Consider the following 22,379-nt stretch of genomic DNA (forward strand, 5'->3'; position numbering starts at 1 on the left):
AACTCTTCAATTAAAAGTTTTTTCTGTCTTCTCCCATAAAGAGAGCCGACACGCTCAATGAATTCTGAATTATTTAATATCTTTCGATATTGAATTGACTGTGCTGAATAATTACTAAAAGTAACTATTCTGTTGGTCACTCAGTTCAATTGAGACTCTAAATTTGTTTGCGTCATCTAGCGAACTAGAATCTGCTGTTAGAACTCAATCTGTACGAGTGCCCACACAGATGATTGCTTTATATTGTTAAAGAACGTTTGAGTTGCCTTGGCGACTCAAGGGAAGCGAATCTTACGCTTTCCTATATTTTTGTCAACACTTAATTTTAAGAAGTTTTAATATTAAGTTTTACTCGACTCACTTACCGTTTGTTCAGCGCTTTTCATTGCTGCCTGCCGGGTCAGTGGATGCGCATTATAGGGATTATCTTGAGGCCGTCAACGCTTTATTTCAGTTTTATTAAATTAATTTAAAATCCGTATAAAATGAGTACAAAAAATGCTTAAAACCTTATCTTCTGTGCATAAATCAAACAACCATAAACACACAAACTGTAAAAATGACCATTTTATAGAAAGAATTGCCAATTACAATTGAGAATGTATACTAATCGCGTTTACGTAGGCGGGCTTATTTATTTCCATAGAATTAAGGAGTAATCGTGTTGAAGAAAGTAACGTTAAGATTATCAGCTATATCATTATGTCTAATTAGCAACTATTGCTTAGCAACAGAAGTAGTAGACGAGGATATAGAAAACATAGAAGTATATGGCAAAAGCTATCGTTCAACGGGGACTAAATCAAGTTTAACTCCGATTGAGTCGCCTATGAGTTTTGAAGTGTACAACAGTAAGTTACTTGAATTACGCCAAGTGGATACCGTAAATGAGGCTCTGCGTTATGTTTCAGGTATAACACCAGAAAACCGCGCTACAGTGACTATTTTTGATCAATACACGATTCGTGGCTTTGAAAGTTACCGTAATTTTTACGACGGTTTACCTCTGCAATACAATCTGGCTTATAACTTAGCTCCACAAGTTGATGCGTTTGCAACGCAAAGTGTGGAGGTTTTAAAAGGCCCGGCTTCTGTATTATATGGCTCTGCACCACCAGGAGGAATGGTCAATCAAACAGCTAAAACTCCGCAAGCTATTTCAGAGCATAACTTTAGAGCACGTATAGGCACAAATAATTTGGCTGAACTGGCTGTAGATAGCACAGGCGCGATCACTGACGGTGTGAATTATAGATTCATTGCGCTTGCTCGTAGTCGCGATGGCCAGCAACAGACCACAGAGGAAGAAAGGATAACCATTGCACCTTCTGTCACTTTTGATATTAGTGAGCAAACTAGCTTAAATGTTAATTTATATTATCAAGATGATCCTAAGATGGTGCCATCAACAACCCTTCCCGGTAAAGGAACTCTTTACGAAGCTAGTTACGGGAAATTGGAGCCTGATGCATATGCTGGTGATGAAAACTGGGCTGAGTTTGCCCGCGAAGTCACTATGATTGGTTATAAATTAAACCATGAATTTTCAAACTCAATATCATTTTTACAGAATTTCCGCTACACCAATGCAGACGCCACGCAACAAAATAGTTATGACTTTGGTTTAGCTGATGGAGATAAAGTATTATCCCGTACAGCATATAAAACTATCGAAGATGCGGAAGGCTTTGTAGTTGATAACCAACTCGCTATGCAATTCAAACTTGCTGATAGCAATCACCACCTTTTATTTGGTTTTGAATACCAAACTCTAGATTCAACTTTCGACTATGCTGATACCTTTGGTGCTAGTACCCCAAGCTTAGATTTATCAAATCCTGATTACAATCAGTTTAATGACGATACCACTGCCGCTTTAGATACTTATCGTCAATTTGATCGTTTAGAACAATCACAACGCGGTTTTTATCTGCAAGATGAAATTAAAATTGATGCGCTTACAGTGATTGCGGGTCTACGCCATGATAACTACTACAGCTTAACCGATACCTTGGTAAGTGGCGCTACTAGTAACCAAGAAATAGACCAAAGCGATACGACTTATAGAATGGCGGCTATCTATACTTTTGAAAATAATATTGCTCCATATGCAAGTTATTCAGAATCGTTCGAGCCCACCCCCGGAGTTGATAGTGAAACAGGGCAAGCATTTAAACCGACAACGGCAGAACAAATCGAGTTAGGTTTGAAATACCATAATAGTGATTCAAGCACAAAAATTACTGCCGCCTTCTTTGACCTACGTAAACAAGATGTTGTGGTTAATACCCCTGACTTCATGAAGAAGACGCAAAATGGCGAAGTACAATCAAAAGGTTTTGAAGCGAGCATCTATCAACAACTTAATGACTCATTAGATGTAACATTAAACCTTACGGATATGGATGTTGAAGTAACCGATAACCCACAAAACCCAACACTAGAAGGTAAAACTCCTATTTGGGTGGCAGAACAACAAGCATCGCTGTGGCTAAATTACTTCTTTAGTGACGCGTTAGAATTTAACGGCGGCGTACGATATGTAGGTGAAAGTCAATTAGATGCACAAAACTCTGGTACCGTACCAGGGTATACTTTGTTTGATGCCGCAGCCAGTTACCGCTTTAATGATAGTTATAGACTAGGTTTAGCTATAAGCAACTTAACCGATAAGCGTTATGTAGGTGCTTGTTATGATATCAGTAAGTGCTGGATGGGCGCAGAACGTAGTATTGAGCTGAGCTTAAATGCTTCATTCTAACTAACATGTACTCTGGAAAATAAAAAGACCCCCAGTAATTGGAATGTCCAACTATTGGGGGTCACTTCATAATTCGCTTTCTTGTTACATTAGGGTAATGTAAATAAGGAGTTATTTTTTAACTGGGCGTTTCCAACCGGTTAAATTGCGCTGTTTTGAACGTGCGATTGCGAGCTGTTCATCTTCAACCGTGCTAGTGATCACAGAACCTGCACCAACAGTTGCTGTTGCACCAATATTTACAGGAGCAACCAATGAAGAGTTAGAGCCTATAAAAGCATTATCGCCAATAATAGTTTTTGATTTATTAACGCCATCGTAGTTACAGGTAATAGTGCCAGCACCGATATTAACTTTTTCGCCAATTTCCGCATCACCTAAGTAACTTAAGTGGTTTGCTTTAGAGCCTTTACCTAAACGAGTTTTTTTCATCTCAACAAAGTTACCAATATGCGAGTCTTCTTCCATAATCGCACCTGGGCGCAGGCGAGCATAAGGACCTAAAGTGCACTTATCGGCTACGCTAGCATCCTCAATTAAGGTATTGGCTTTAATAAGTACGTTATCGCCAATAGTACAATTTTTAAGTACACAGTTAGGGCCCACTTCAACGTTGTTACCAAGGGTAACTTTACCTTCAAAAATAACGTTTACATCAATTAGTACATCTTCACCCGTTGTCACTTCGCCGCGTACATCAATGCGAGCAGGATCAGCCAGTGTTGCACCATTTAACATTAATTCTTCTGCTTGCCATGCTTGATACGCGCGCTCAAGGCCTGCAAGTTGTACGCGGTTGTTTGCGCCCTCAACTTCCATTGGGTGATCGGGTTGTGCTGAGCTGATCTCAACACCTTCACTGTGCGCCATGGCGACTATATCTGTGAGGTAGTATTCACCTTGCGCGTTTTCGTTAGATAAGTTGCCTAACCAGCTTTTGAGTAGCTTGCCATTAACAGCCATAATGCCAGTGTTTACTTCGTTAATAAGTAATTGCTCTGCGCTTGCATCTTTTTGTTCAACAATCCCTACTAGCTTGCCATCAACACGTAACATGCGGCCATAACCATTAGGGTTAGCTAAATTTACAGTAAGCACGGCTAAGCCGTTTTCAGGTGTGGCAGCGAGTAAACGCTCAAGGGTTGATTGTTTTGTCAGTGGTACGTCACCGTATAAAACCAATACAGTGTCTTCATCATTAATATGTGGGTTTGCTTGGGCCACTGCATGGCCAGTACCAAGCTGCTCAGCTTGAAGCACCCAGTTTACATCGTTGTCAGCAAGTTGTTGTTGTAATAATTCGCCGCCATGACCATAAACTAAGTTAGTCGATGTAGCACCGAGTGCTTTAGCATTATCGATAACGTGTTGCACCATAGGTTTACCGGCAACTTTATGCAATACCTTAGGTAAAGCAGAACGCATACGAGTACCTTTACCCGCAGCAAGAATTACTGTAGTCAGAGACATTAAAACAATATCCTTCTTTCTTTGTTTTATTGGAATGAGTAAGCGTGTGTAAATTCAACCAAGATAACGTAAGTCACATCATGTGCACCTACTCAATGGGCAATCTAACAATAGCCACTGAATCTAAGCTGAAATTATTATTCGCTTTATTTGTGACTATTGTAACGAGGATTGGTGAAGGATATAAGTAAAATATTATGACAGTATTTCGATTGTCTTATTATTGAAAAATATCTCAACGACTCTAAAAAGTTACTGGGGCACTTCAACCACTTTTATGAGCTTATTATTGTTAGTTTCAATGGTGGTAATCGATAAGCTATCCTGCCCATTCGCATAACTTAGCTGACTTATTAGTTTATTATCCTTTAGCGTGTAAACAAGCTCTGCTTTAACCTCAAAACCTAAGCTAAAATCATATAAATAGATATTCAAGCCATCAGAATGAAAAAGTTTATCTCCATCAAGAGTAAACGAATGCATATACAATACAGGGCTTATTTCAAACTCGTGAGTTATTAAATTATTCCAACTATCAAAAATTTGTAACTTATTTTGTGCTGAAAGAAATATATACTTTGAGGATGAAAGCTGCTCAAACCAAATTGGATTACTTATTGGTAGCAATATACTTTTTTTGTTTCCCTATCATACAGATAGGATTTGTTACTGGTCGTATTATTACCACGCACAATATAGCCAATATTTCTATTATTTAGATACTCAACATTGATGATATTGCCATCAATTGTAATAGTATCTTTTAAATTTAACTCAGCTGTATCACGAACCTCAATTTCATTAGCTTTTATTGTTAATAGTTCTTCCCCATCACTTGAAACTCTTATTTCCCTAAAATCAACACTATTTGATTTAATACTCACAGTACCCGTGGTAGTGTCTAATACAGCTAACTTAACTATTTGTGCATCTTGAAATAGATAATAAATATACCCATTATCAGTGTTTTGCGCATTAAATGGATATATGTCTTTTGGCATCATATCTTTAAAATTAAAGTTATCCAAATCTAATTGGTGAATGCGTACGCTAAATGGGTATTCAATCGCGAGCATCTCGCTGGGATTCAATGGCATTGTAGATGAATAATCTGAAATCCCTCGCATAGATATTTTTTGAAGCAATTTCTGATTACCTAGGGAGTATTGATAAAGAATACGATCAACATTATCGTACCAAAGTAATGAATCTGATCCCTGATGATATTTCAATGTCCAAATACGATTCTTAGTGGTATATAGATGAGTTTGAGATCCTCCCTCAATATCTGCAATATACAACTCGCTGGAATCGAGTTGATGCCGCTCAAAAACCACCTTATTTTTACCTTCTATGTACGCTAAAAATTTATCTCCGTAAGAATTTAAATTGGGGGAGCTTACTTGATACTCTTCACCTGTTATGAGGTTACGGTTCATCAATACAACAAGCTCATCCCGATTACGATAACCAAATTTAGAATATACGAGGCTAGTATCATTAACCCCCTGCCCAGAAAAAGGTAAATGTGAGCAATCAAACAAATATCGACTCTCGCCAGAAAAGTTACTATCAACAATAAATACCTGACAATCCAAGCCATTACTTTGCCAGTAGATAATCTCATTATTGTTATGTGACCAACCAACTGGATATAATTTATAACCGGGTTTTGATAATGATTTTTCTTTTCCTGTATCAAGTTCCTTATTAATTAATTGATTCCCTACTCCACCTTTTGAAACAATGAACGCTATGTTCTTTTCATTGGGTGAAAGTACAAGATAAGAATGAGATCCGTCCTTCATTGACAAAACCTCTTCTTGATAGCTTTTATCAATGATTTTTACTTCGTTTTTTGTAGCTGTCCATTTAAATAAGCTAACTACAATGCTTGCTAGCAGAATGATCAGTAAGGCTAATACCCAAACAGTGTATTTTTTTGCCACCGGCTTAGCGGCTTCTTTAGAATCTAGCTCATTGACTGGATTTGAGTTCGGGCTTTGGTATCCACTTTCTATAAACTCAACATTGGGTACAAAACTATATCCTTTTCGATAATGTGTTTTGACAACTAAAGCAGCTTGGTTAGGGGATTTTAAGATTTTTCTAAGTTCTGATATCGCTCTATTTATCGCGTTATCATCAACATAACTTTGACACCAAACATCATCGATTAGATTTTGGCGGGTGATAATAGTATTTTTATTTAGGATGAGGTAACTTAAAATTTTAAACAGTAGCGGCTCTAGCTCTTTTTCAACGATGCCATCATTAATTATTTGCCGCTTTATATTTAAACACCAAGTACCAAATTTTACTTCTATTACTGAATCAGGAAACTCTGCTTGTTTCATTTTTTCGCTTACATTATATCCTTACAGCAGCTTATTTATTGCTTGATTCCGATAATAAACCACCACATACGATTAACTGCAGATTAACAGCTTAGTCTTTCCATGTCATCTCTACAGGCACAAAAAAGCCCACATAAAGTGGGCTTTTAAAAAACCAGATAGGCTTACTTATTACGTAATTGCTGAATAACACGTAACTGAGCGATTGCTTCAGCTAGTTGTATCGCTGCTTGGCTATAATCTAGCTCAGCAGTTCCACCTTGTGCCATTTGTTGTTCAGCGTCACGTTTAGCTTGTTCTGCAGCTTGCTCATCAAGGTCTTCACCACGAATTGCAGTATCTGCAAGGACAGTCACTATGTTCGGTTGAACTTCTAGTGTACCGCCAGCAATATAGATGAGCTCTTCTTCACCATGTTGCTTAACTAAACGTACCATACCAGGTTTAAGGGCAGTTAGTAGTGGAGCGTGACCAGCATTAACACCTAGCTCACCTTCACTACCACTTACTTGAATAGATTCAACTAAACCAGAAAATAAACTCTGCTCAGCACTTACTACGTCAAGATGTACAGTCATAGCTGCCATACTACCCTCCTAATTACATGCTTTTGGCTTTTTCTTGAGCTTCTTCGATAGAGCCAACCATGTAGAACGCTTGCTCTGGCATATCATCAAATTCACCGTTTAAGATGCCTTTGAAGCCAGCAATTGTGTCTTTAAGTGACACGTATTTACCCGGCGATCCTGTGAATACCTCTGCCACGAAGAATGGCTGAGATAGGAAACGTTGGATTTTACGTGCACGAGATACAAGTTGCTTATCTTCGTCAGAAAGCTCGTCCATACCTAGGATTGCAATGATGTCTTTAAGTTCTTTATAACGCTGAAGAACTGTTTGAACGCCACGTGCTGTATCGTAGTGCTCTTGACCAATTACTAATGGGTCAAGTTGACGTGAAGATGAATCAAGTGGATCTACCGCTGGGTAGATACCAAGTGATGCGATATCACGTGAAAGTACTACTGTTGCATCTAAGTGAGCAAAGGTAGTTGCTGGAGATGGATCCGTTAAATCATCCGCAGGTACGTATACCGCTTGGATTGAAGTAATTGAACCCGTCTTAGTTGAAGCGATACGCTCTTGCAGTACACCCATTTCTTCAGCAAGTGTAGGCTGGTAACCTACCGCTGATGGCATACGACCAAGTAGTGCAGATACTTCTGTACCAGCAAGCGTGTAACGGTAGATGTTATCTACGAAGAAAAGTACATCGCGACCTTCATCACGGAACTTTTCAGCCATAGTAAGACCAGTTAACGCTACGCGTAAACGGTTACCTGGAGGCTCGTTCATCTGACCGTATACAAGCGATACTTTATCAAGTACGTTTGAATCGTTCATTTCATGATAGAAATCGTTACCCTCACGAGTACGCTCACCAACACCTGCGAATACTGAGTAGCCGCTGTGCTCGATTGCGATGTTACGGATAAGTTCCATCATGTTTACGGTTTTACCAACACCGGCACCACCGAATAAACCAACTTTACCACCTTTAGCAAATGGACATACAAGGTCGATTACCTTGATACCAGTTTCTAAAAGTTCTACTGAACTTGATTGCTCTTCGTAAGTAGGCGCTGCACGGTGAATAGACATACGGTCTTCTTCGCCGATTGGGCCAGCTTCATCGATTGGCTCACCAAGTACGTTCATGATACGACCAAGTGTTGCTTTACCAACTGGAACTTGAATCGCTTCACCTGTGTTTGATACTAAAGCACCACGACGTAAACCGTCAGTAGTACCTAGTGCGATAGTACGTACCACACCGCCACCTAGCTGTTGTTGAACTTCTAGAGTCAAACCAGCTAAATCACCGTCTGTTACTTTTAGCGCGTCATATACGGCTGGCACGTTGTCTTGTGAAAACTCAATATCCACAACGGCACCGATAATTTGGACGACCTTACCTAAACTCATGTCTATTCCTCTCGTTAATCTTTGCCAGAAGCATTAAACTGCGGCTGAGCCAGAAACAATCTCACTAATTTCTTGTGTGATTGCCGCTTGACGGGCCTTGTTATAAACAAGCTGTAACTCATCCATAAGGTCGCCAGCGTTATCAGTTGCAGCTTTCATTGCAACCATACGGGCGGCCTGTTCAGAGGCAGCGTTTTCAACTACACCTTGGTATACTTGAGACTCAATGAAACGTACTAACAAAGACTCTAAAATAGCCTCTGGGTTTGGCTCATATAAGTAATCCCATGTGTAAGCAGATACTTCTTTTTCAGCTTTTGGCAAAGGGAGTAACTGATCTATAATTGGCTCTTGCTTCATGGTATTAACGAAGTTGTTATATACCAAGAATAAACGGTCAATTTTTCCTTCAGAGAATGCATCTAGCATTATTTTTACAGGACCAATAATGTCTTGTACTGAAGGCTTATCTCCTAAACCCGCTTTTTTAGCGAGTAGTTGACCACCAAAACGTTGGAAGAAACCAGCAGCTTTACTGCCTAAAGTTGCAAACTCAGCGTTTACACCTTTTTCTTTCCACGCTTTAACATCTAATGCAACTTTTTTAAACTCGTTAGAGTTTAAACCGCCACACAGACCACGGTCTGTAGAGATAACAATATAACCAACTCGTTTTACTTCACGCTCTTCTAAGAACGGGTGAGTAAAATCAAGATTTGCTTGAGCAACACGACCAATCACTTTGCGTAATTTTTCAGCGTATGGACGGCTTGAAGCTACACGATCTTGCGCCTTTTTCATTTTAGACGCTGCAACCATTTCCATTGCGCTAGTGATCTTTTGAGTATTTTTAATACTTCCGATCTTGCTTTTAATCTCTTTTCCGCTGGCCATGACTCTCTCTCCGAATCAAGGTGTGCTTTAGCAAACTAAAGCGCACCATTAATAACTAAATTACCAAGTTTGCGTAGACTTGAACTTCTCTAGAAGTTCTTTAAGTTGCGCTTCGATCTCGGCGTTGTAGTTACCAGTTTCATTGATTTGAGCCACAAGCTCTGCGTATGTGCTATTAGCATAAGAAAGTAAAGATGCTTCAAAATCCATGATCTTAGCGATTTCGATATCTTTCAGATAACCTTTCTCAGCTGCAAATAACGACAAAGACATTTCAGCAACAGACATTGGCGCGTACTGTTTCTGCTTCATTAGCTCTGTTACACGCTCACCATGCTCAAGTTGAGCACGTGTTGCATCATCAAGGTCAGACGCGAACTGCGAGAACGCAGCTAATTCACGGTACTGAGCTAGGGCTAGACGGATACCGCCACCTAGTTTCTTAACGATTTTAGTTTGTGCAGCACCACCAACACGCGATACCGAGATACCAGCATTTACTGCCGGACGGATACCTGAGTTGAATAAGTCAGTTTCTAAGAAGATCTGACCATCGGTGATAGAGATAACGTTAGTCGGTACGAACGCAGAAACGTCGCCGCCTTGAGTTTCAATGATAGGCAATGCCGTCAATGAACCTGTTTTACCTTTCACTTCACCATTGGTGAATTTCTCAACGTACTCAGCGTTTACACGCGATGCACGCTCTAAAAGACGAGAGTGAAGGTAGAATACGTCACCTGGGTATGCTTCACGACCTGGTGGACGCTTAAGTAGCAATGAGATTTGACGATAAGCAACAGCTTGCTTAGATAAATCATCATAGATAATTAGCGCGTCTTCACCACGGTCACGGAAGTATTCACCCATAGTACAGCCCGAGAACGGAGCTAAGTACTGAAGTGCCGCAGACTCAGAAGCAGATGCAACAACTACGATAGTATTTGCAAGTGCACCGTGCTCTTCTAATTTACGTACTACGTTAGCAATAGTAGATGCTTTTTGACCAACCGCTACATACACACACTTAACGCCTGTGCCTTTTTGGTTGATGATTGCATCGATTGCTAGTGCAGTTTTACCTGTTTGACGGTCACCGATGATAAGCTCACGTTGACCACGACCAACTGGGATCATCGCATCAATAGATTTATAACCAGTTTGAACTGGCTCATCTACTGATTTACGTTCGATTACACCAGGGGCAATTTTTTCTACAGGTTCAAAACCGTCGTTATCTAAAGCGCCTTTACCATCGATAGGGGCACCTAGTGTGTTTACAACACGACCAAGTAGACCACGACCAACAGGAACTTCTAAGATACGGCCAGTTGTATAAACTTTTACGCCTTCAGTAAGGTCAGCGTATGGACCCATTACTACTGCACCAATTGAGTCACGCTCAAGGTTTAGTGCGATAGCATAACGGTTGCCAGGAAGCTCAATCATTTCACCTTGCATACAGTCAGCTAGACCGTGAATGCGGATGATACCGTCTGTAACAGATACGATAGTACCTTCGTTACGAGCTTCACTTACAACTTCGAACTGCTCAATACGTTGTTTGATCAGATCTGAAATTTCAGTGGAATTAAGTTGCATGCTCTTTTTCCCAATTACGATTGTAGTGTTGTGGCTAGGCGGTTTAATTTACCGCGTACTGAGCCGTCGATAACAGTGTCGCCAGACTTAATAATAAGTCCGCCAACGACTGTTGCGTCTTCACTACAATTCAGCTTAACTTTGCGTGCGAAACGTTTTTCAAGTGCCGCTACCAATGTCTCCTGCTGCGCTGCAGCAAGAGGTGTTGCCGAAATCACGTCTACTTCGATTTCTTTATCGTATTCTGCTTTAAACTCAGCAAATAACTCTGCAACTGCAGGTAGGGCTATCAAACGTCCATTTTCAGCCATCACCTTCACTAGGTTCTGACCTTGTTCGTTGAGCTGCTCAGCACAAATTTTGTTAAATAACTCAGCTTGTGCAGTAGCAGTAGGCAATCCAGCTAAAATGCTTGATGCTTGTTCATTGCTGGCAACTTGGCCAGCAAAAAACAACATATCATTCCAGCTTTCAATAGTGCCTTTTTCAACGGCAAGTTCAAAAGCCGCTTTAGCGTATGGGCGAGCGATAGTAGTCAATTCAGACATGCTCATACCCTCCTAATTACAGCTCAGCGACAAGTTTTTCAACGATGTCACTGTGTGCGGCTTGATTGATTTCGCGCTCTAAAATACGTTCAGCACCAACCACTGCAAGAGTAGCTACTTGTTTACGTAGCTCTTCAGTTACACGGTTACGCTCTGATTCGATTTCAGAATGCCCTTGAGCAATAATTTTTTCACGCTCTTGCTGACCACGAACAGTTTCTTCGTCAACAATTAGCACGGCACGCTTTTTAGCTTGATCAATGATATCAGCCGCTTGAGCTTTTGCATCTTTAAGCTGTTCAGCAGCTTTCTTTTGCGCAAGTTCTAAGTCTTTTTCGGCTCTATCAGAGGCAGCTAAACCATCTTCGATTTTCTTCTGGCGAGCTTCAATTGCACCGTTTAGTGGTGGCCATACGAATTTCATACAAAAAAGTACGAACACCGTAAATGCAATTAGTTCACCGATAAGAGTGGCGTTTAAGTTCACGACCGCTCCTCCTTAAATAGTAAGCTGTTCAAAAAATAAAATTAAAGTACGAACAAGATTACCATCGCGATACCAACACCGATCATTGCAACAGCATCGATAAGACCAGCAAGGATGAACATCTTAACTTGTAGTGAAGGTGCAAGCTCAGGTTGACGCGCACATGCTTCTAGGAATTTACCACCCATGTTACCGAAGCCGATTGCAGTGCCGATTGCACCAAAACCGATAAGTAAAGCAACTGCGATGTACTTAAGACCTAATACTAGTTCCATTTTTTTCTCCAAAGTTTCAATTGTAAATTAAAGTTAAAAGTAAAATTGTAAATATATAAATTAGTGATTATCTGAGCTCGCCATGCTTAGGTATACGATAGTCAGCATCATAAATACGAATGCTTGCAATACGATAACTAAGATGTGGAATACAGCCCAAACAAAGTGCAACGGTAGTTGCATTAAACCTACTGCGCCGATCAAGATGAATATCAACTCACCAGCATACAAGTTACCGAACAAACGTAGTGCTAACGAGAAAGGCTTAGACACAAGTGCAATTAGTTCTAGTAATAAGTTACAAGGGATTAAGAAAATCATCGCCAGTTTGTTGTTTGAGCTAAACGGGTGAAGTGTAAGCTCAGCAATAAAACCAGTAATACCCTTGATTTTAATTGAGTAACCGATCATCAAAATAAACACGCCTAATGCTAAAGCAGCGGTTAAGTTGATATCAGTGGTAGGTACGATTTTCATGTATACGTCATGAGAATCCATACCAAATGCGTTTTCGCCAACAAATCCAGCAAATGCAGGTAAGAAGTCAACAGGTATTAAATCCATTAAGTTCATTAAGAATATCCAAACGAATATTGTTAATGCTAATGGTGCAATTAACTTGCTTTTGCCATGGAAGGTATCGCGTACGTTGTCACCAACGAACTCAACGATCATTTCAATAAAGCATTGAAATTTTCCTGGTACACCAATTGTTGATTTTTTAGCGGCACTACGGAAGATCCATAAAAATACTAGACCTAGTCCAATAGACCATGCGAGGGTATCTATATGCCATGTCCAGAAGCCACTGTCCGCACATGCTTTGTTGAAGGCAAGACCGGTATCGGTCGAGCACATCTTAGCATTGGTTAAGTGGTGCTGGATATGGCTTGATATAGTCACTTCTTCAGCCATGTTATATCCCAAAAGTTAATGTTTAAAAAAAACGGGCGCAAACAATCCAGTAAATAACGCGAGTACATAACAACTAAAGAAAGGTAATAAAATTACCGGAAAATGCTTTAGTACTAACGCAAACAATACGATTGTCAGCATAAATTTTAGTCCGTTACCACGTTTTAACGAGGCATACGCTTGATCTGCTCTGCTTGCACCCATATATCTGAATGCATAGATGGCAAATACACAGTGAGGAAGTAAGGCTACAGCGCCTCCAGCTAATGCTGAGAGACCGGCACTTACTCCCCAACCGATAAAAACGATTATGGCAGCAACTAGGGCTACACTACCTTGCAAATAGATTAATTTTAATGCAGCCAATCGATAAGGCGCTGCTAACTTATTTGTCACTTTTAGTTAACCTTATTGGCGTTCTATTTGTCAGGGCATGAAAACTGGCGAAATTATACTGATTCCTGCCAGTTTTGCAACTTGAGTCGGTGTATTGTGGTGCAAATTTGCGACGAATGTCTCTTTTTGGACATGATATTTATTAATGCTCTAAACTTTCGGCATTTATACGGCTTAAAATGCCATCTAACTCTTCTAAATTAGTATAGGAAATAACCAAATTTCCTTTGCCTTTTTTATTGTAGTTAATTTCTACTTTAGCCCCGAGATTTTCAGCTAATTTCAACTCTAACTGTATGACATCTGGATCTTTTTTAACAGTTTCTTTTTTAGGGGCGGGCTCTAAGATTGAACGAACGAGTTTTTCCGTTTCACGTACTGTGAGTGCTTTCGCTACAGCAAGTCGGGCGGCATCAGATTGCGCTTCACCTTCAAGGGCTAATAAACAACGTGCATGGCCCATTTCAATGTCACCATGTTCCAACAAAATTTTAACATCATCATTAAGATTATTTAGTCGTAATAAATTGGTGACAGTGGTACGAGATTTGCCAACCGCATCCGCTACTTGTTGATGAGTTAATTCAAATTCAGTTAATAAACGATGTAACGCAACGGCTTCTTCCATGGCATTTAAATCTTCACGCTGAATATTCTCAATCAGTGCGATAGCCACAGCTGCTTCATCTGGTACATCTTTGATTATACATGGTACAACATCAAGTTTGGCTAGTTGTGCAGCGCGCCAGCGACGCTCACCAGCGATAATTTCATAACTATCCTGCGCAACAGGACGCACTACGATAGGTTGAATAATGCCTTGCGAACGAATTGAACTAGCAAGCTCTTCAAGCGCTTCTTCTGACATGTCTTTGCGTGGCTGATATTTGCCTGAATGTAAGAATTCAATTGGTAGCTTTTGTAACTCACCACTAGTAGGCTGAACAATAACATCCTGCTCACTCGTATTGAGTTGTTCTTTGTCGATACTCGGTGCTGGTTTTGACGAACTTAATAAAGCATCGAGTCCTCGGCCTAAGCCACGTTTTTTAGCAGACATGTTCTTTTTACCTCAAGTTAGGCGACGATTGGGGATATTTTTTCTTTTCTGCGTAACATTTCACCGGCTAATGCTAAATACGCTTTAGCACCACTTGATGCCCGGTCATAATACATAGCAGGTGCACCAAAACTGGGCGCTTCAGCTAAACGGACATTACGTGGGATCACAGTGCGGTATACTTTATCGCCAAAATGCTGTTTAAGTTGTTCAGATACATCATTAGCCAAACGATTACGTGGATCATACATAGTACGTAAAATCCCTTCAATTTGTAGTTTTGGATTAACTAACTTAGCTAATTGGGTAATGGTGTCCATTAATGCGGTTAAGCCTTCTAAAGCGTAATACTCACATTGCATAGGCACTAAAATAGAATCAGCGGCCGCCATCGCATTAACTGTCAACATATTCAACGATGGAGGACAATCAATGAAAATAAACTCGTACTGATCAGATATTTTTTCCAAGGCATTGCGCAAACGTACTTCACGCGCATACAGCTCCATCAACTTGACTTCAGCAGCGGTTACATCACCGTTAGCGGCAATTAAATGATATTCACCTGAGGTTTCTTTACAAACAACATCATCAATCGGTTTATCTTCGATTAATAAATCATAAATTGTTGCTACATCACCGTATTTATCAACGCCACTACCCATAGTCGCATTGCCTTGTGGATCAAGATCAATCAGTAGCACTTTGCGTTTGGTTGCGGCCATTGAAGCTGCGAGATTTACCGCAGTGGTGGTTTTACCCACACCACCTTTTTGGTTTGCTATTGCGATGACTTTTGCCACAGTGTTTCTGATCCCTAGTCTTTAGATAGAATAATTAAATGCCTTTGCGCATCTAACTCTGGTACTTCCAAGGAAATTTTTTGCTCAAATTTGATACCCGAAGGTAATGAGTCTAGCTCTTCACTTGGAAACACGCCTTTTAAAGCAATAAATTTACCTGAATGATCAATCAAGTGTGAACACCAGTCAACCATATCTTGTAAAGAGGCAAATGCGCGACTTAAAACACCATCTAATTTAACACTTGGTTGATAATCTTCAACTCTAGACTGCACAGGGGTTACATTTTTAAGGCCAAGTTCGTGTTTAACCTGCATTAAAAAACGAACTCGCTTACCTAAACTATCTAATAAAATAAATTGTGTATCAGGTAAAGCAATGGCCAAAACGATACCCGGAAGACCAGGACCTGTGCCAACATCAATATAATGATGACCGGGTAGGTGAGGAGCAACAACCAAGCTATCCATGATGTGTTTAATCATCATATCCTCAGGTAAACGTACTGAGGTTAAATTATAAGCTTTGTTCCATTTATTAAGTAACTCAACATATTGAACAAGTTGTTGCTGTTGTTTTTCGGTTAGCGCAATATCAGTTTGCGCTAACAAAGTAGTTAATTGTTGCTGTAACACAATATTCCTTAATGACTACGCAATTTTACGCAGTAAACCTTGCTTCTTTAGATACACTAATAATAGCGAAATAGCCGCAGGCGTGATACCAGAAATGCGCGATGCTTGGCCTATTGTATCAGGACGAGCAGCAGTTAACTTAGCTACAACTTCATTTGATAAACCTGAAACAACCGAATAATCATAATCTTTAGGTAGCACAGTTAACTCATGACGAAGTTGTTTATTGATCTCATCTTGCTGGCGTGCAATATAACCCGCGTATTTTGTATGGATCTCAACTTGTTCTAATGCAGCGGCGTGATCAAACTCTGATCCTAAACCTTCGATCGCCATAAGATCGTTATAGCGGATCTCAGGACGACGTAATAACTCTTCTAAACTTGCTTCACGGGTTAATGGCGTTTTTAGTAAGCTATTTACTTGATCAATAACGGCATGATCTTTATGGATCCAAACATCTTTAATACGTTGTGATTCTTTCGCTATAATATCCATTTTTTCATTAAATGCCTGCCAGCGCTCGTCATTAACCAAGCCTAACTCACGACCTTTAGCTGTTAAACGGATATCAGCATTATCTTCACGTAACAATAAGCGGTATTCAGCACGGCTAGTAAACATACGGTATGGTTCTTTAGTACCGAGTGTTGTTAAGTCATCAATCAATACGCCTACATAAGCTTCATCACGGCGTGGTGTCCAAGGTTCTTTACCTTGTACTTGTAATGCTGCATTCATACCTGCAATCAGACCTTGCGCACCGGCTTCTTCATAGCCTGTAGTACCATTTATTTGACCAGCAAAGAATAAACCGTCAATAAATTTAGTTTCTAATGACTTTTTAAGATCTCGTGGATCGAAGAAATCATACTCAATAGCGTAGCCTGGGCGACAAATATGGGCATTTTCAAAACCGGTGATCGACTGTACAATTTCAAGTTGTACATCAAATGGTAAGCTTGTTGATATACCATTAGGGTATAGCTCATAAGAGGTTAAACCTTCTGGCTCAACAAAAATTTGGTGCTTATCTTTATCAGCAAAACGAACAATTTTATCTTCAATAGAAGGGCAGTAGCGCGGGCCAATTCCTTCAATTACACCTGAATACATTGGTGAACGGTGTAAGTTATTACGGATCACCTCATGGGTTTTTTCATTAGTATAAGTGATATAACATGGGATCTGTTGTGGGTGATCTGTTTGTTTACCCATGAATGAAAATACAGGGGTTGGCGCATCACCTGGTTGTTCCTGCATTTTAGTAAAATCGACAGTGCGTGCATCAATTCGTGGTGGCGTGCCTGTTTTTAAGCGATCAACACGAAATGGTAATTCACGTAAACGCTTTGCTAAGGCAATTGAAGGTGGATCACCCGCACGACCACCTTTAAAGTTTTCTAAACCAATATGGATCTGTCCACCGAGGAAAGTACCTACAGTCAATACAACTGATGGAGCACTAAAACGTAGGCCCATTTGGGTTACTACACCGGTAACTTTATTGTTTTCAACGATCAGATCATCACATGATTGTTGAAAGATCTTTAAGTTTTCTTGGTGTTGTAAAATATCTTGGATAGCAGCTTTATATAATGCGCGATCAGCTTGCGCGCGAGTTGCACGAACAGCAGGGCCTTTCGAAGAATTTAAAGTTCGAAACTGGATGCCACCTTTATCGATCGCTTGTGCCATTGCGCCGCCCAGTGCATCAATTTCTTTGACCAAGTGACCTTTGCCAATGCCACCAATTGCTGGATTACATGACATTTGACCAAGGGTATCCATATTATGAGTCAGCAGTAGGGTATTCATACCCATACGCGCAGCAGCTAACGCAGCTTCTGTACCTGCATGTCCACCACCAACAACAATAACATCAAAATTTTCGTGAAAAATCATTTCGGGATCCTACTTAAATCAACCAGCAAACTTCCAAGGGGGAGCGTATTCTACCTATAAATTGTCAGAAGATAAATGATTAAACTATCGGCAAGATCTAAGTAAATGATCTCTAATAATATAAAGGATCTTTTAAAGAGATCTTTTATTTCTATTACTACTACTGAACACTATTTCTGTTGATAAGGCTTAATTTACTTATTAAAACATTAAGTTAGATCGGATCTAAAGGTGTTGATATGATCAGATCTAACTGAATATAAGCTCTGATCAAAAAGGCTCTTTATACACAGGGGGTATTGGATCAGATCTTATCCAATGGATAAGATACCTTTAAATCGCAGTTAGATCATAGTTTATCCACAATTAGATCTAAATAGTCAGTAAATTGTGGGTAACTTTTCGGGTGGATCTAAGTTGTTAACTTGATTCTATGCACGTATTTTTTCGATCCAACTAGGTAACCAGGCTAGTGCAGTGTCTTCGGGCAGTTGTTCATCAAGAATATTTAACTCTAAACGTTCTGCTACACAGCTGGCACCTTTGCTAAGTAACAGTTGCTCAAGGTTACGGCCTGCAAGGTTGTAATTATCGTAACTTGTATCTCCTAAGCCGATCACTGAGAACTTTAAGCCTTTTAAATCATTAACTTGATTAATGTCTTCTACAAAAGCTAAAAGGTTTTCAGGGTAATCCCCAGCGCCATAAGTTGAGGTACAAAGTAACCAAGTTGTATTTTCTTGATTTATTTCAAAAAAGTTAGGTTGATCATGGACTTCTGTCGCGATCCCTTGGGAAATTAACTGCTCTGCAAGTTGTTCACCTACGTATTCCGCAGATCCCATTTGGCTACCTATAATGATATTGACTGAGGTCATTCTTGAGCTGATCACACAATGGGTTATTAGTGCGCTTATAATAACTGAGTTTATTCAGCAGTAAAGCCCTGAACATACTTTATGTATAAGTTTTTTAGGTACAAATGTTGTTATTTTCCCTTTTATTATTTTAAGTGTCTGATATTTATAATGTTAAATAACTTATTCCAATATGTAATCATCTGATCAAGCTGTTGATAAAAAGTGGGGAAATAACATCAAGTATTTATTTTTAGTTATTTTTTTTATGCTAAGTAATTGATCTTTCATTTTATAGATGATCAATTATAAGATTGTTTATAATTTTATAAATGGCGATCATTATGTGGATAGATCGACTGTTGATAAGGATCATTATTGTGAAAAGTAAATTTTGAGAAAGTTAGAAATGAGCTAAAAATAGAGGGTAAGTAGAAAATAAACAGCAATAAAAGACTTGTTTGTAGTTTTTTTGTACTTTATAGGTGGTTTTATTTAATAAGTAGTATGTTTAAAACGGATCACTTTATTAAAAATGCATAAAAAAGCCCAAATTGTGGATAACAATTTGGGCTCTGTTAGATCAATTTTCAGATATGTTGGTATTTCCGTCACTAATTTTGATCTTTACGTTATCTATTTTGCGTTGAAAAACTATCACTGGAATAAATGATCGCAATTTTTAGCGTTATTAAAGGTACAACTGGCCGTTAAAATAAAGTGTTTTGTCGCATCAAATAAGCTATTTCCCAGCGAAAAGCGCTGCACGCCTTGAGTAAATAAGCTATTTGAATCGGTTGCTAAATCATCAGCCATTATATTTAGTGGCACACTTAACGCAGTTTTTAGTTGTTTTATTGCTGCTGAATCAGTTAATCCAGGGACGAATACTCCATCAATGCCGGCCGCTTGATATGCTAAAGATCTGGTTATTGTTGGGCCTATTTTAGCTGTTTGCAGGAAACAGTCTGTTCGTGCATTTATAAATAATTGCGAAAATCCGTGCTTATTTAGAGTTTCTTTAATGGCAGATAGGATAGCTATTTGCTGTTTTTGAGTGCGTAATTTGCCCGTTTTTATATCAGAATCTTCTATATTTATACCCACAGCCCCTAATTTTGCGACGGCTAAAACATGCTGACAAATGGTGTTTATATCATTACTGTACCCCGATTCAATATCGACAGAAATAGGGATACTAACCGCATTTACAATTGGTTTTAGTTGATTTAAAAATTCTGCAAATGAGCATTGCTCACCATCTTGTTGGCCACGAGCTTGCGCCATTCCTCAACTGGTTGTGGCTATTGCTGCAAAACCTGCTTGTTCTAATAGCAGAGCGCTGAGAGGATCCCATGCGTTTGGTAATAGTAATATGTCGTTATGCAATTGGTGAAAGATTTTAAATTTATTCATAATGATCTCTGTGTTGAATTTCATTATGACTATAAAAGAATGTGTTGTTTATGCTGGCCAAATTCGGTATTGAACGCTATTGGCATAAAAAAACCTTAGCCAAGGCGGCTAAGGTTTTTATGGCTTTTAATTACCGTAAAGCTGCCACTGTTTTTTGTAGCCTGTTGAATCTGGAAGACTTAATACAGCAATCAGGCGAGTATCACGACCGGCAAGGTTTTTCGGCATATGAATAGGGTATTCATAGGTTTCTGTTTGCAAGCGACTGCTACTTACGCCATTCGCAATAAGTATATCTGTGACCGTTTTAATACGACGTTGAGCAAGCTTACGATTGTATTCATCAGTGCCTTCAATACTGGTATCACCAATTAAATATAACTGAGTTTGCGTATATTGCTTCATTTCTTCGGCAAGTTCGATCACTTTAACTTGCTCTTGCGGCGTTAATTTATCTTTATCAAAACCAAAATCAATAACACGTATATCAGCTTGTGGAATGTTTGTTGCTGTTGGGCAGCCGTCGTTATCAGTCATTGCTTGATCTTGCGTTTGTGCGCAATTGTCACGGGCATTAATTACACCATCGACATCGCTATCATATAGATCCCGTGATTGTTCTTGTGGGGCGTATAGAACAGCATCTGAGGCGCAGCCGCTAAGGCCTAAAATAGTTACAATTAATAATAAATTTTTCATGATGATTATTCCTTATCGTCTTCTAAACGCCATGCTTCTGGTGTATCAACACGCAGTGCTTCCACCAGCTTTCCTGTTGCATTAATCAAACGATAGCTAGCTTTACGTTCATCAAATGCGGCATTTAGGTAGTTACGACGAGCAACAAATAGTTCAATCTTAGAATCCAGAACATCTAATAGTGAGCGTCGCCCTAAATCAAATTGTTTATCGTAGCCTTGCTGTGCTTGGCTGGCAAAATCGACATTTTGTTGGTAGAAGTTTTTTTGCTCGCCTACAAAAGTATAGGCATTCCAAGCTAACTTAGTGCCTTCTGTAACTTGTCGAAGAGTGTTATCGCGTACAGCGGTGGCTTCTTGATAGCGCCATTTTGAGGCTTCTGTTTTAGCATTAGTGCGACCGCCATTATAGAGATCATAACTCATGGTCAGCATGATACGCGCGTCATCATCTGGGCCCTCAAAGCCACCAATGTTTTCGTTATCATTCACATCAAGCTCAAGAGCTAGTTTAGGCCAATAACCACTTTTATCGCGCTCTATTTGTTTACTGGCGGCATTGATATCTAAATTAGCAGCGCTTACCTCAGGGTGTGAAGTAACTGCCAAGTCAATTGCTTGTTTTAAATCCGTAGGTAAATAGTTGGCATCAGGCTTTGGGATCATTAGATTATCAGGATAACTACCTACTAGATCATAGTAATTAGCCTCTAAATCGAATTGATTATTTTTTGCTGCTAATAAGCCTGATTGTGCGGTCGTTAAGCGAGCTTGTACTTGAGCAACATCGGCATCGCTACTAAGTCCTTTGGACTTTCGACTTTGAATATCTTTTAATATATTTTGGTGATCGACCACATTTTTTTGTTGTAATTTAACTATTTCTTGGGCTTTGATCAGATCTAAATATACTTGGCTTACTTCTAGGCCAATGTTTTCTGCTTCTGACACTAAGCTTTGCTGATCTGCACGCATTTCATAATCAAGTCGTGCTACATCAGATGAAGTTTTAAAGCCATCAAACAGCATTTGTGAGATTTTTAGGCCCAATTCACGGCGATCCATCTCTGTATCAACGGCGTTACCGCTGTTATTGGTGACATTTTCGTAGCCATAAGCAGCATAAAGCCTAATTTGTGGTAAATATTCGCTAAACGCGGTGCGTTTATCACGATATTTTGCCTCAAAGTGCGCATATTTTTGTAATAAGCGCGGATTTTTGTTGAGTGCTTCAGCAACTGACTGTTCGAGTGTTAAAGCATGAGCAGTACCACTCAATGCAATTAATGGGAGTATAGCTAAAATACGCATTCC

General features: G+C 39.5%; 20 protein-coding genes and 1 pseudogene. 1 reads left to right on the forward strand and 20 read right to left on the reverse strand.

The genetic code is table 11. The annotated features are described in order from the left end of the window. Positions 1 to 661 precede the first annotated feature (661 nt). Positions 662 to 2,761: a TonB-dependent siderophore receptor gene (locus PHAL_RS0121430; RefSeq protein ID WP_016710488.1), complete on the forward strand. Its 2,100-nt coding sequence runs from the start codon at positions 662 to 664 to the stop codon at positions 2,759 to 2,761. A gap of 111 nt (positions 2,762 to 2,872) precedes the next feature. Here the strand turns inward: PHAL_RS0121430 and glmU are convergent, their stop codons facing one another. The 20 genes and pseudogenes from glmU to PHAL_RS0121525 form a co-directional block, all read right to left on the reverse strand. Next, the gene (glmU, locus tag PHAL_RS0121435; protein ID WP_016710489.1) at positions 2,873 to 4,231 is read right to left on the reverse strand and encodes a bifunctional UDP-N-acetylglucosamine diphosphorylase/glucosamine-1-phosphate N-acetyltransferase GlmU; all 1,359 of its coding nucleotides are present in this window, start codon (positions 4,229 to 4,231) and stop codon (positions 2,873 to 2,875) included. 252 nt (positions 4,232 to 4,483) lie between these two features. After that, positions 4,484 to 4,714 carry a hypothetical protein gene (locus tag PHAL_RS24190; protein WP_138973984.1) on the reverse strand — a complete coding sequence of 77 codons (231 nt, stop codon included), beginning with the start codon at positions 4,712 to 4,714 and terminating at the stop codon, positions 4,484 to 4,486. A gap of 131 nt (positions 4,715 to 4,845) precedes the next feature. Beyond that, complete coding sequence (locus PHAL_RS23325) at positions 4,846 to 6,588, reverse strand: winged helix-turn-helix domain-containing protein (RefSeq protein WP_016710491.1); 1,743 nt, start codon at positions 6,586 to 6,588, stop codon at positions 4,846 to 4,848. A gap of 164 nt (positions 6,589 to 6,752) precedes the next feature. Continuing rightward, positions 6,753 to 7,175, reverse strand: coding sequence for a F0F1 ATP synthase subunit epsilon (locus PHAL_RS0121445; protein WP_016710492.1), 423 nt, complete (start codon positions 7,173 to 7,175; stop codon positions 6,753 to 6,755). Positions 7,176 to 7,188: 13 nt separating this feature from the next. Continuing rightward, positions 7,189 to 8,574 carry a F0F1 ATP synthase subunit beta gene (gene atpD / locus PHAL_RS0121450; RefSeq protein WP_016710493.1) on the reverse strand — a complete coding sequence of 462 codons (1,386 nt, stop codon included), beginning with the start codon at positions 8,572 to 8,574 and terminating at the stop codon, positions 7,189 to 7,191. A gap of 33 nt (positions 8,575 to 8,607) precedes the next feature. After that, positions 8,608 to 9,468, reverse strand: a complete 861-nt coding sequence (atpG, locus tag PHAL_RS0121455) for a F0F1 ATP synthase subunit gamma (protein WP_016710494.1) — start codon at positions 9,466 to 9,468, stop codon at positions 8,608 to 8,610. A 60-nt stretch (positions 9,469 to 9,528) separates the two neighbouring features. Further along, positions 9,529 to 11,070 (reverse strand): F0F1 ATP synthase subunit alpha, encoded by a 1,542-nt coding sequence (gene atpA, locus PHAL_RS0121460; RefSeq protein ID WP_016710495.1) that lies wholly within the window; start codon positions 11,068 to 11,070, stop codon positions 9,529 to 9,531. A 14-nt stretch (positions 11,071 to 11,084) separates the two neighbouring features. Next, complete coding sequence (gene atpH, locus PHAL_RS0121465) at positions 11,085 to 11,618, reverse strand: F0F1 ATP synthase subunit delta (RefSeq protein WP_016710496.1); 534 nt, start codon at positions 11,616 to 11,618, stop codon at positions 11,085 to 11,087. Positions 11,619 to 11,634: 16 nt separating this feature from the next. Continuing rightward, complete coding sequence (atpF, locus tag PHAL_RS0121470; RefSeq protein ID WP_016710497.1) at positions 11,635 to 12,105, reverse strand: F0F1 ATP synthase subunit B; 471 nt, start codon at positions 12,103 to 12,105, stop codon at positions 11,635 to 11,637. A 41-nt stretch (positions 12,106 to 12,146) separates the two neighbouring features. Further along, on the reverse strand, positions 12,147 to 12,380 hold the full coding sequence (gene atpE / locus PHAL_RS0121475) for a F0F1 ATP synthase subunit C (RefSeq protein ID WP_004588071.1): 234 nt from the start codon (positions 12,378 to 12,380) through the stop codon (positions 12,147 to 12,149). A 60-nt stretch (positions 12,381 to 12,440) separates the two neighbouring features. Continuing rightward, positions 12,441 to 13,295 carry a F0F1 ATP synthase subunit A gene (gene atpB, locus PHAL_RS0121480; RefSeq protein WP_016710498.1) on the reverse strand — a complete coding sequence of 285 codons (855 nt, stop codon included), beginning with the start codon at positions 13,293 to 13,295 and terminating at the stop codon, positions 12,441 to 12,443. A 15-nt stretch (positions 13,296 to 13,310) separates the two neighbouring features. Next, complete coding sequence (locus PHAL_RS0121485; protein WP_016710499.1) at positions 13,311 to 13,691, reverse strand: ATP synthase subunit I; 381 nt, start codon at positions 13,689 to 13,691, stop codon at positions 13,311 to 13,313. A 142-nt stretch (positions 13,692 to 13,833) separates the two neighbouring features. After that, complete coding sequence (locus PHAL_RS0121490; protein WP_016710500.1) at positions 13,834 to 14,751, reverse strand: ParB/RepB/Spo0J family partition protein; 918 nt, start codon at positions 14,749 to 14,751, stop codon at positions 13,834 to 13,836. A 17-nt stretch (positions 14,752 to 14,768) separates the two neighbouring features. Then, positions 14,769 to 15,554, reverse strand: coding sequence for a ParA family protein (locus PHAL_RS0121495; RefSeq protein WP_016710501.1), 786 nt, complete (start codon positions 15,552 to 15,554; stop codon positions 14,769 to 14,771). 14 nt (positions 15,555 to 15,568) lie between these two features. Next, the gene (gene rsmG, locus PHAL_RS0121500) at positions 15,569 to 16,189 is read right to left on the reverse strand and encodes a 16S rRNA (guanine(527)-N(7))-methyltransferase RsmG (RefSeq protein ID WP_016710502.1); all 621 of its coding nucleotides are present in this window, start codon (positions 16,187 to 16,189) and stop codon (positions 15,569 to 15,571) included. A gap of 15 nt (positions 16,190 to 16,204) precedes the next feature. After that, positions 16,205 to 18,094, reverse strand: a complete 1,890-nt coding sequence (mnmG, locus tag PHAL_RS0121505) for a tRNA uridine-5-carboxymethylaminomethyl(34) synthesis enzyme MnmG (protein ID WP_016710503.1) — start codon at positions 18,092 to 18,094, stop codon at positions 16,205 to 16,207. 431 nt (positions 18,095 to 18,525) lie between these two features. Then, positions 18,526 to 18,972, reverse strand: a complete 447-nt coding sequence (locus PHAL_RS0121510) for a flavodoxin domain-containing protein (protein ID WP_016710504.1) — start codon at positions 18,970 to 18,972, stop codon at positions 18,526 to 18,528. Between the two features lie 636 nt (positions 18,973 to 19,608). Beyond that, a pseudogene (locus PHAL_RS23330) lies at positions 19,609 to 20,391 on the reverse strand (isocitrate lyase/PEP mutase family protein). Positions 20,392 to 20,493: 102 nt separating this feature from the next. Then, complete coding sequence (locus PHAL_RS23335; RefSeq protein ID WP_016710507.1) at positions 20,494 to 21,066, reverse strand: OmpA family protein; 573 nt, start codon at positions 21,064 to 21,066, stop codon at positions 20,494 to 20,496. 5 nt (positions 21,067 to 21,071) lie between these two features. Continuing rightward, entirely contained in the window at positions 21,072 to 22,376 is a 1,305-nt protein-coding gene (locus tag PHAL_RS0121525) for a TolC family outer membrane protein (RefSeq protein ID WP_016710508.1), read from the reverse strand. Between the last annotated feature and the right edge of the window lie 3 nt (positions 22,377 to 22,379).

This window comes from Pseudoalteromonas haloplanktis ATCC 14393 (assembly GCF_000238355.1).
Lineage (GTDB): Bacteria > Pseudomonadota > Gammaproteobacteria > Enterobacterales > Alteromonadaceae > Pseudoalteromonas > Pseudoalteromonas haloplanktis.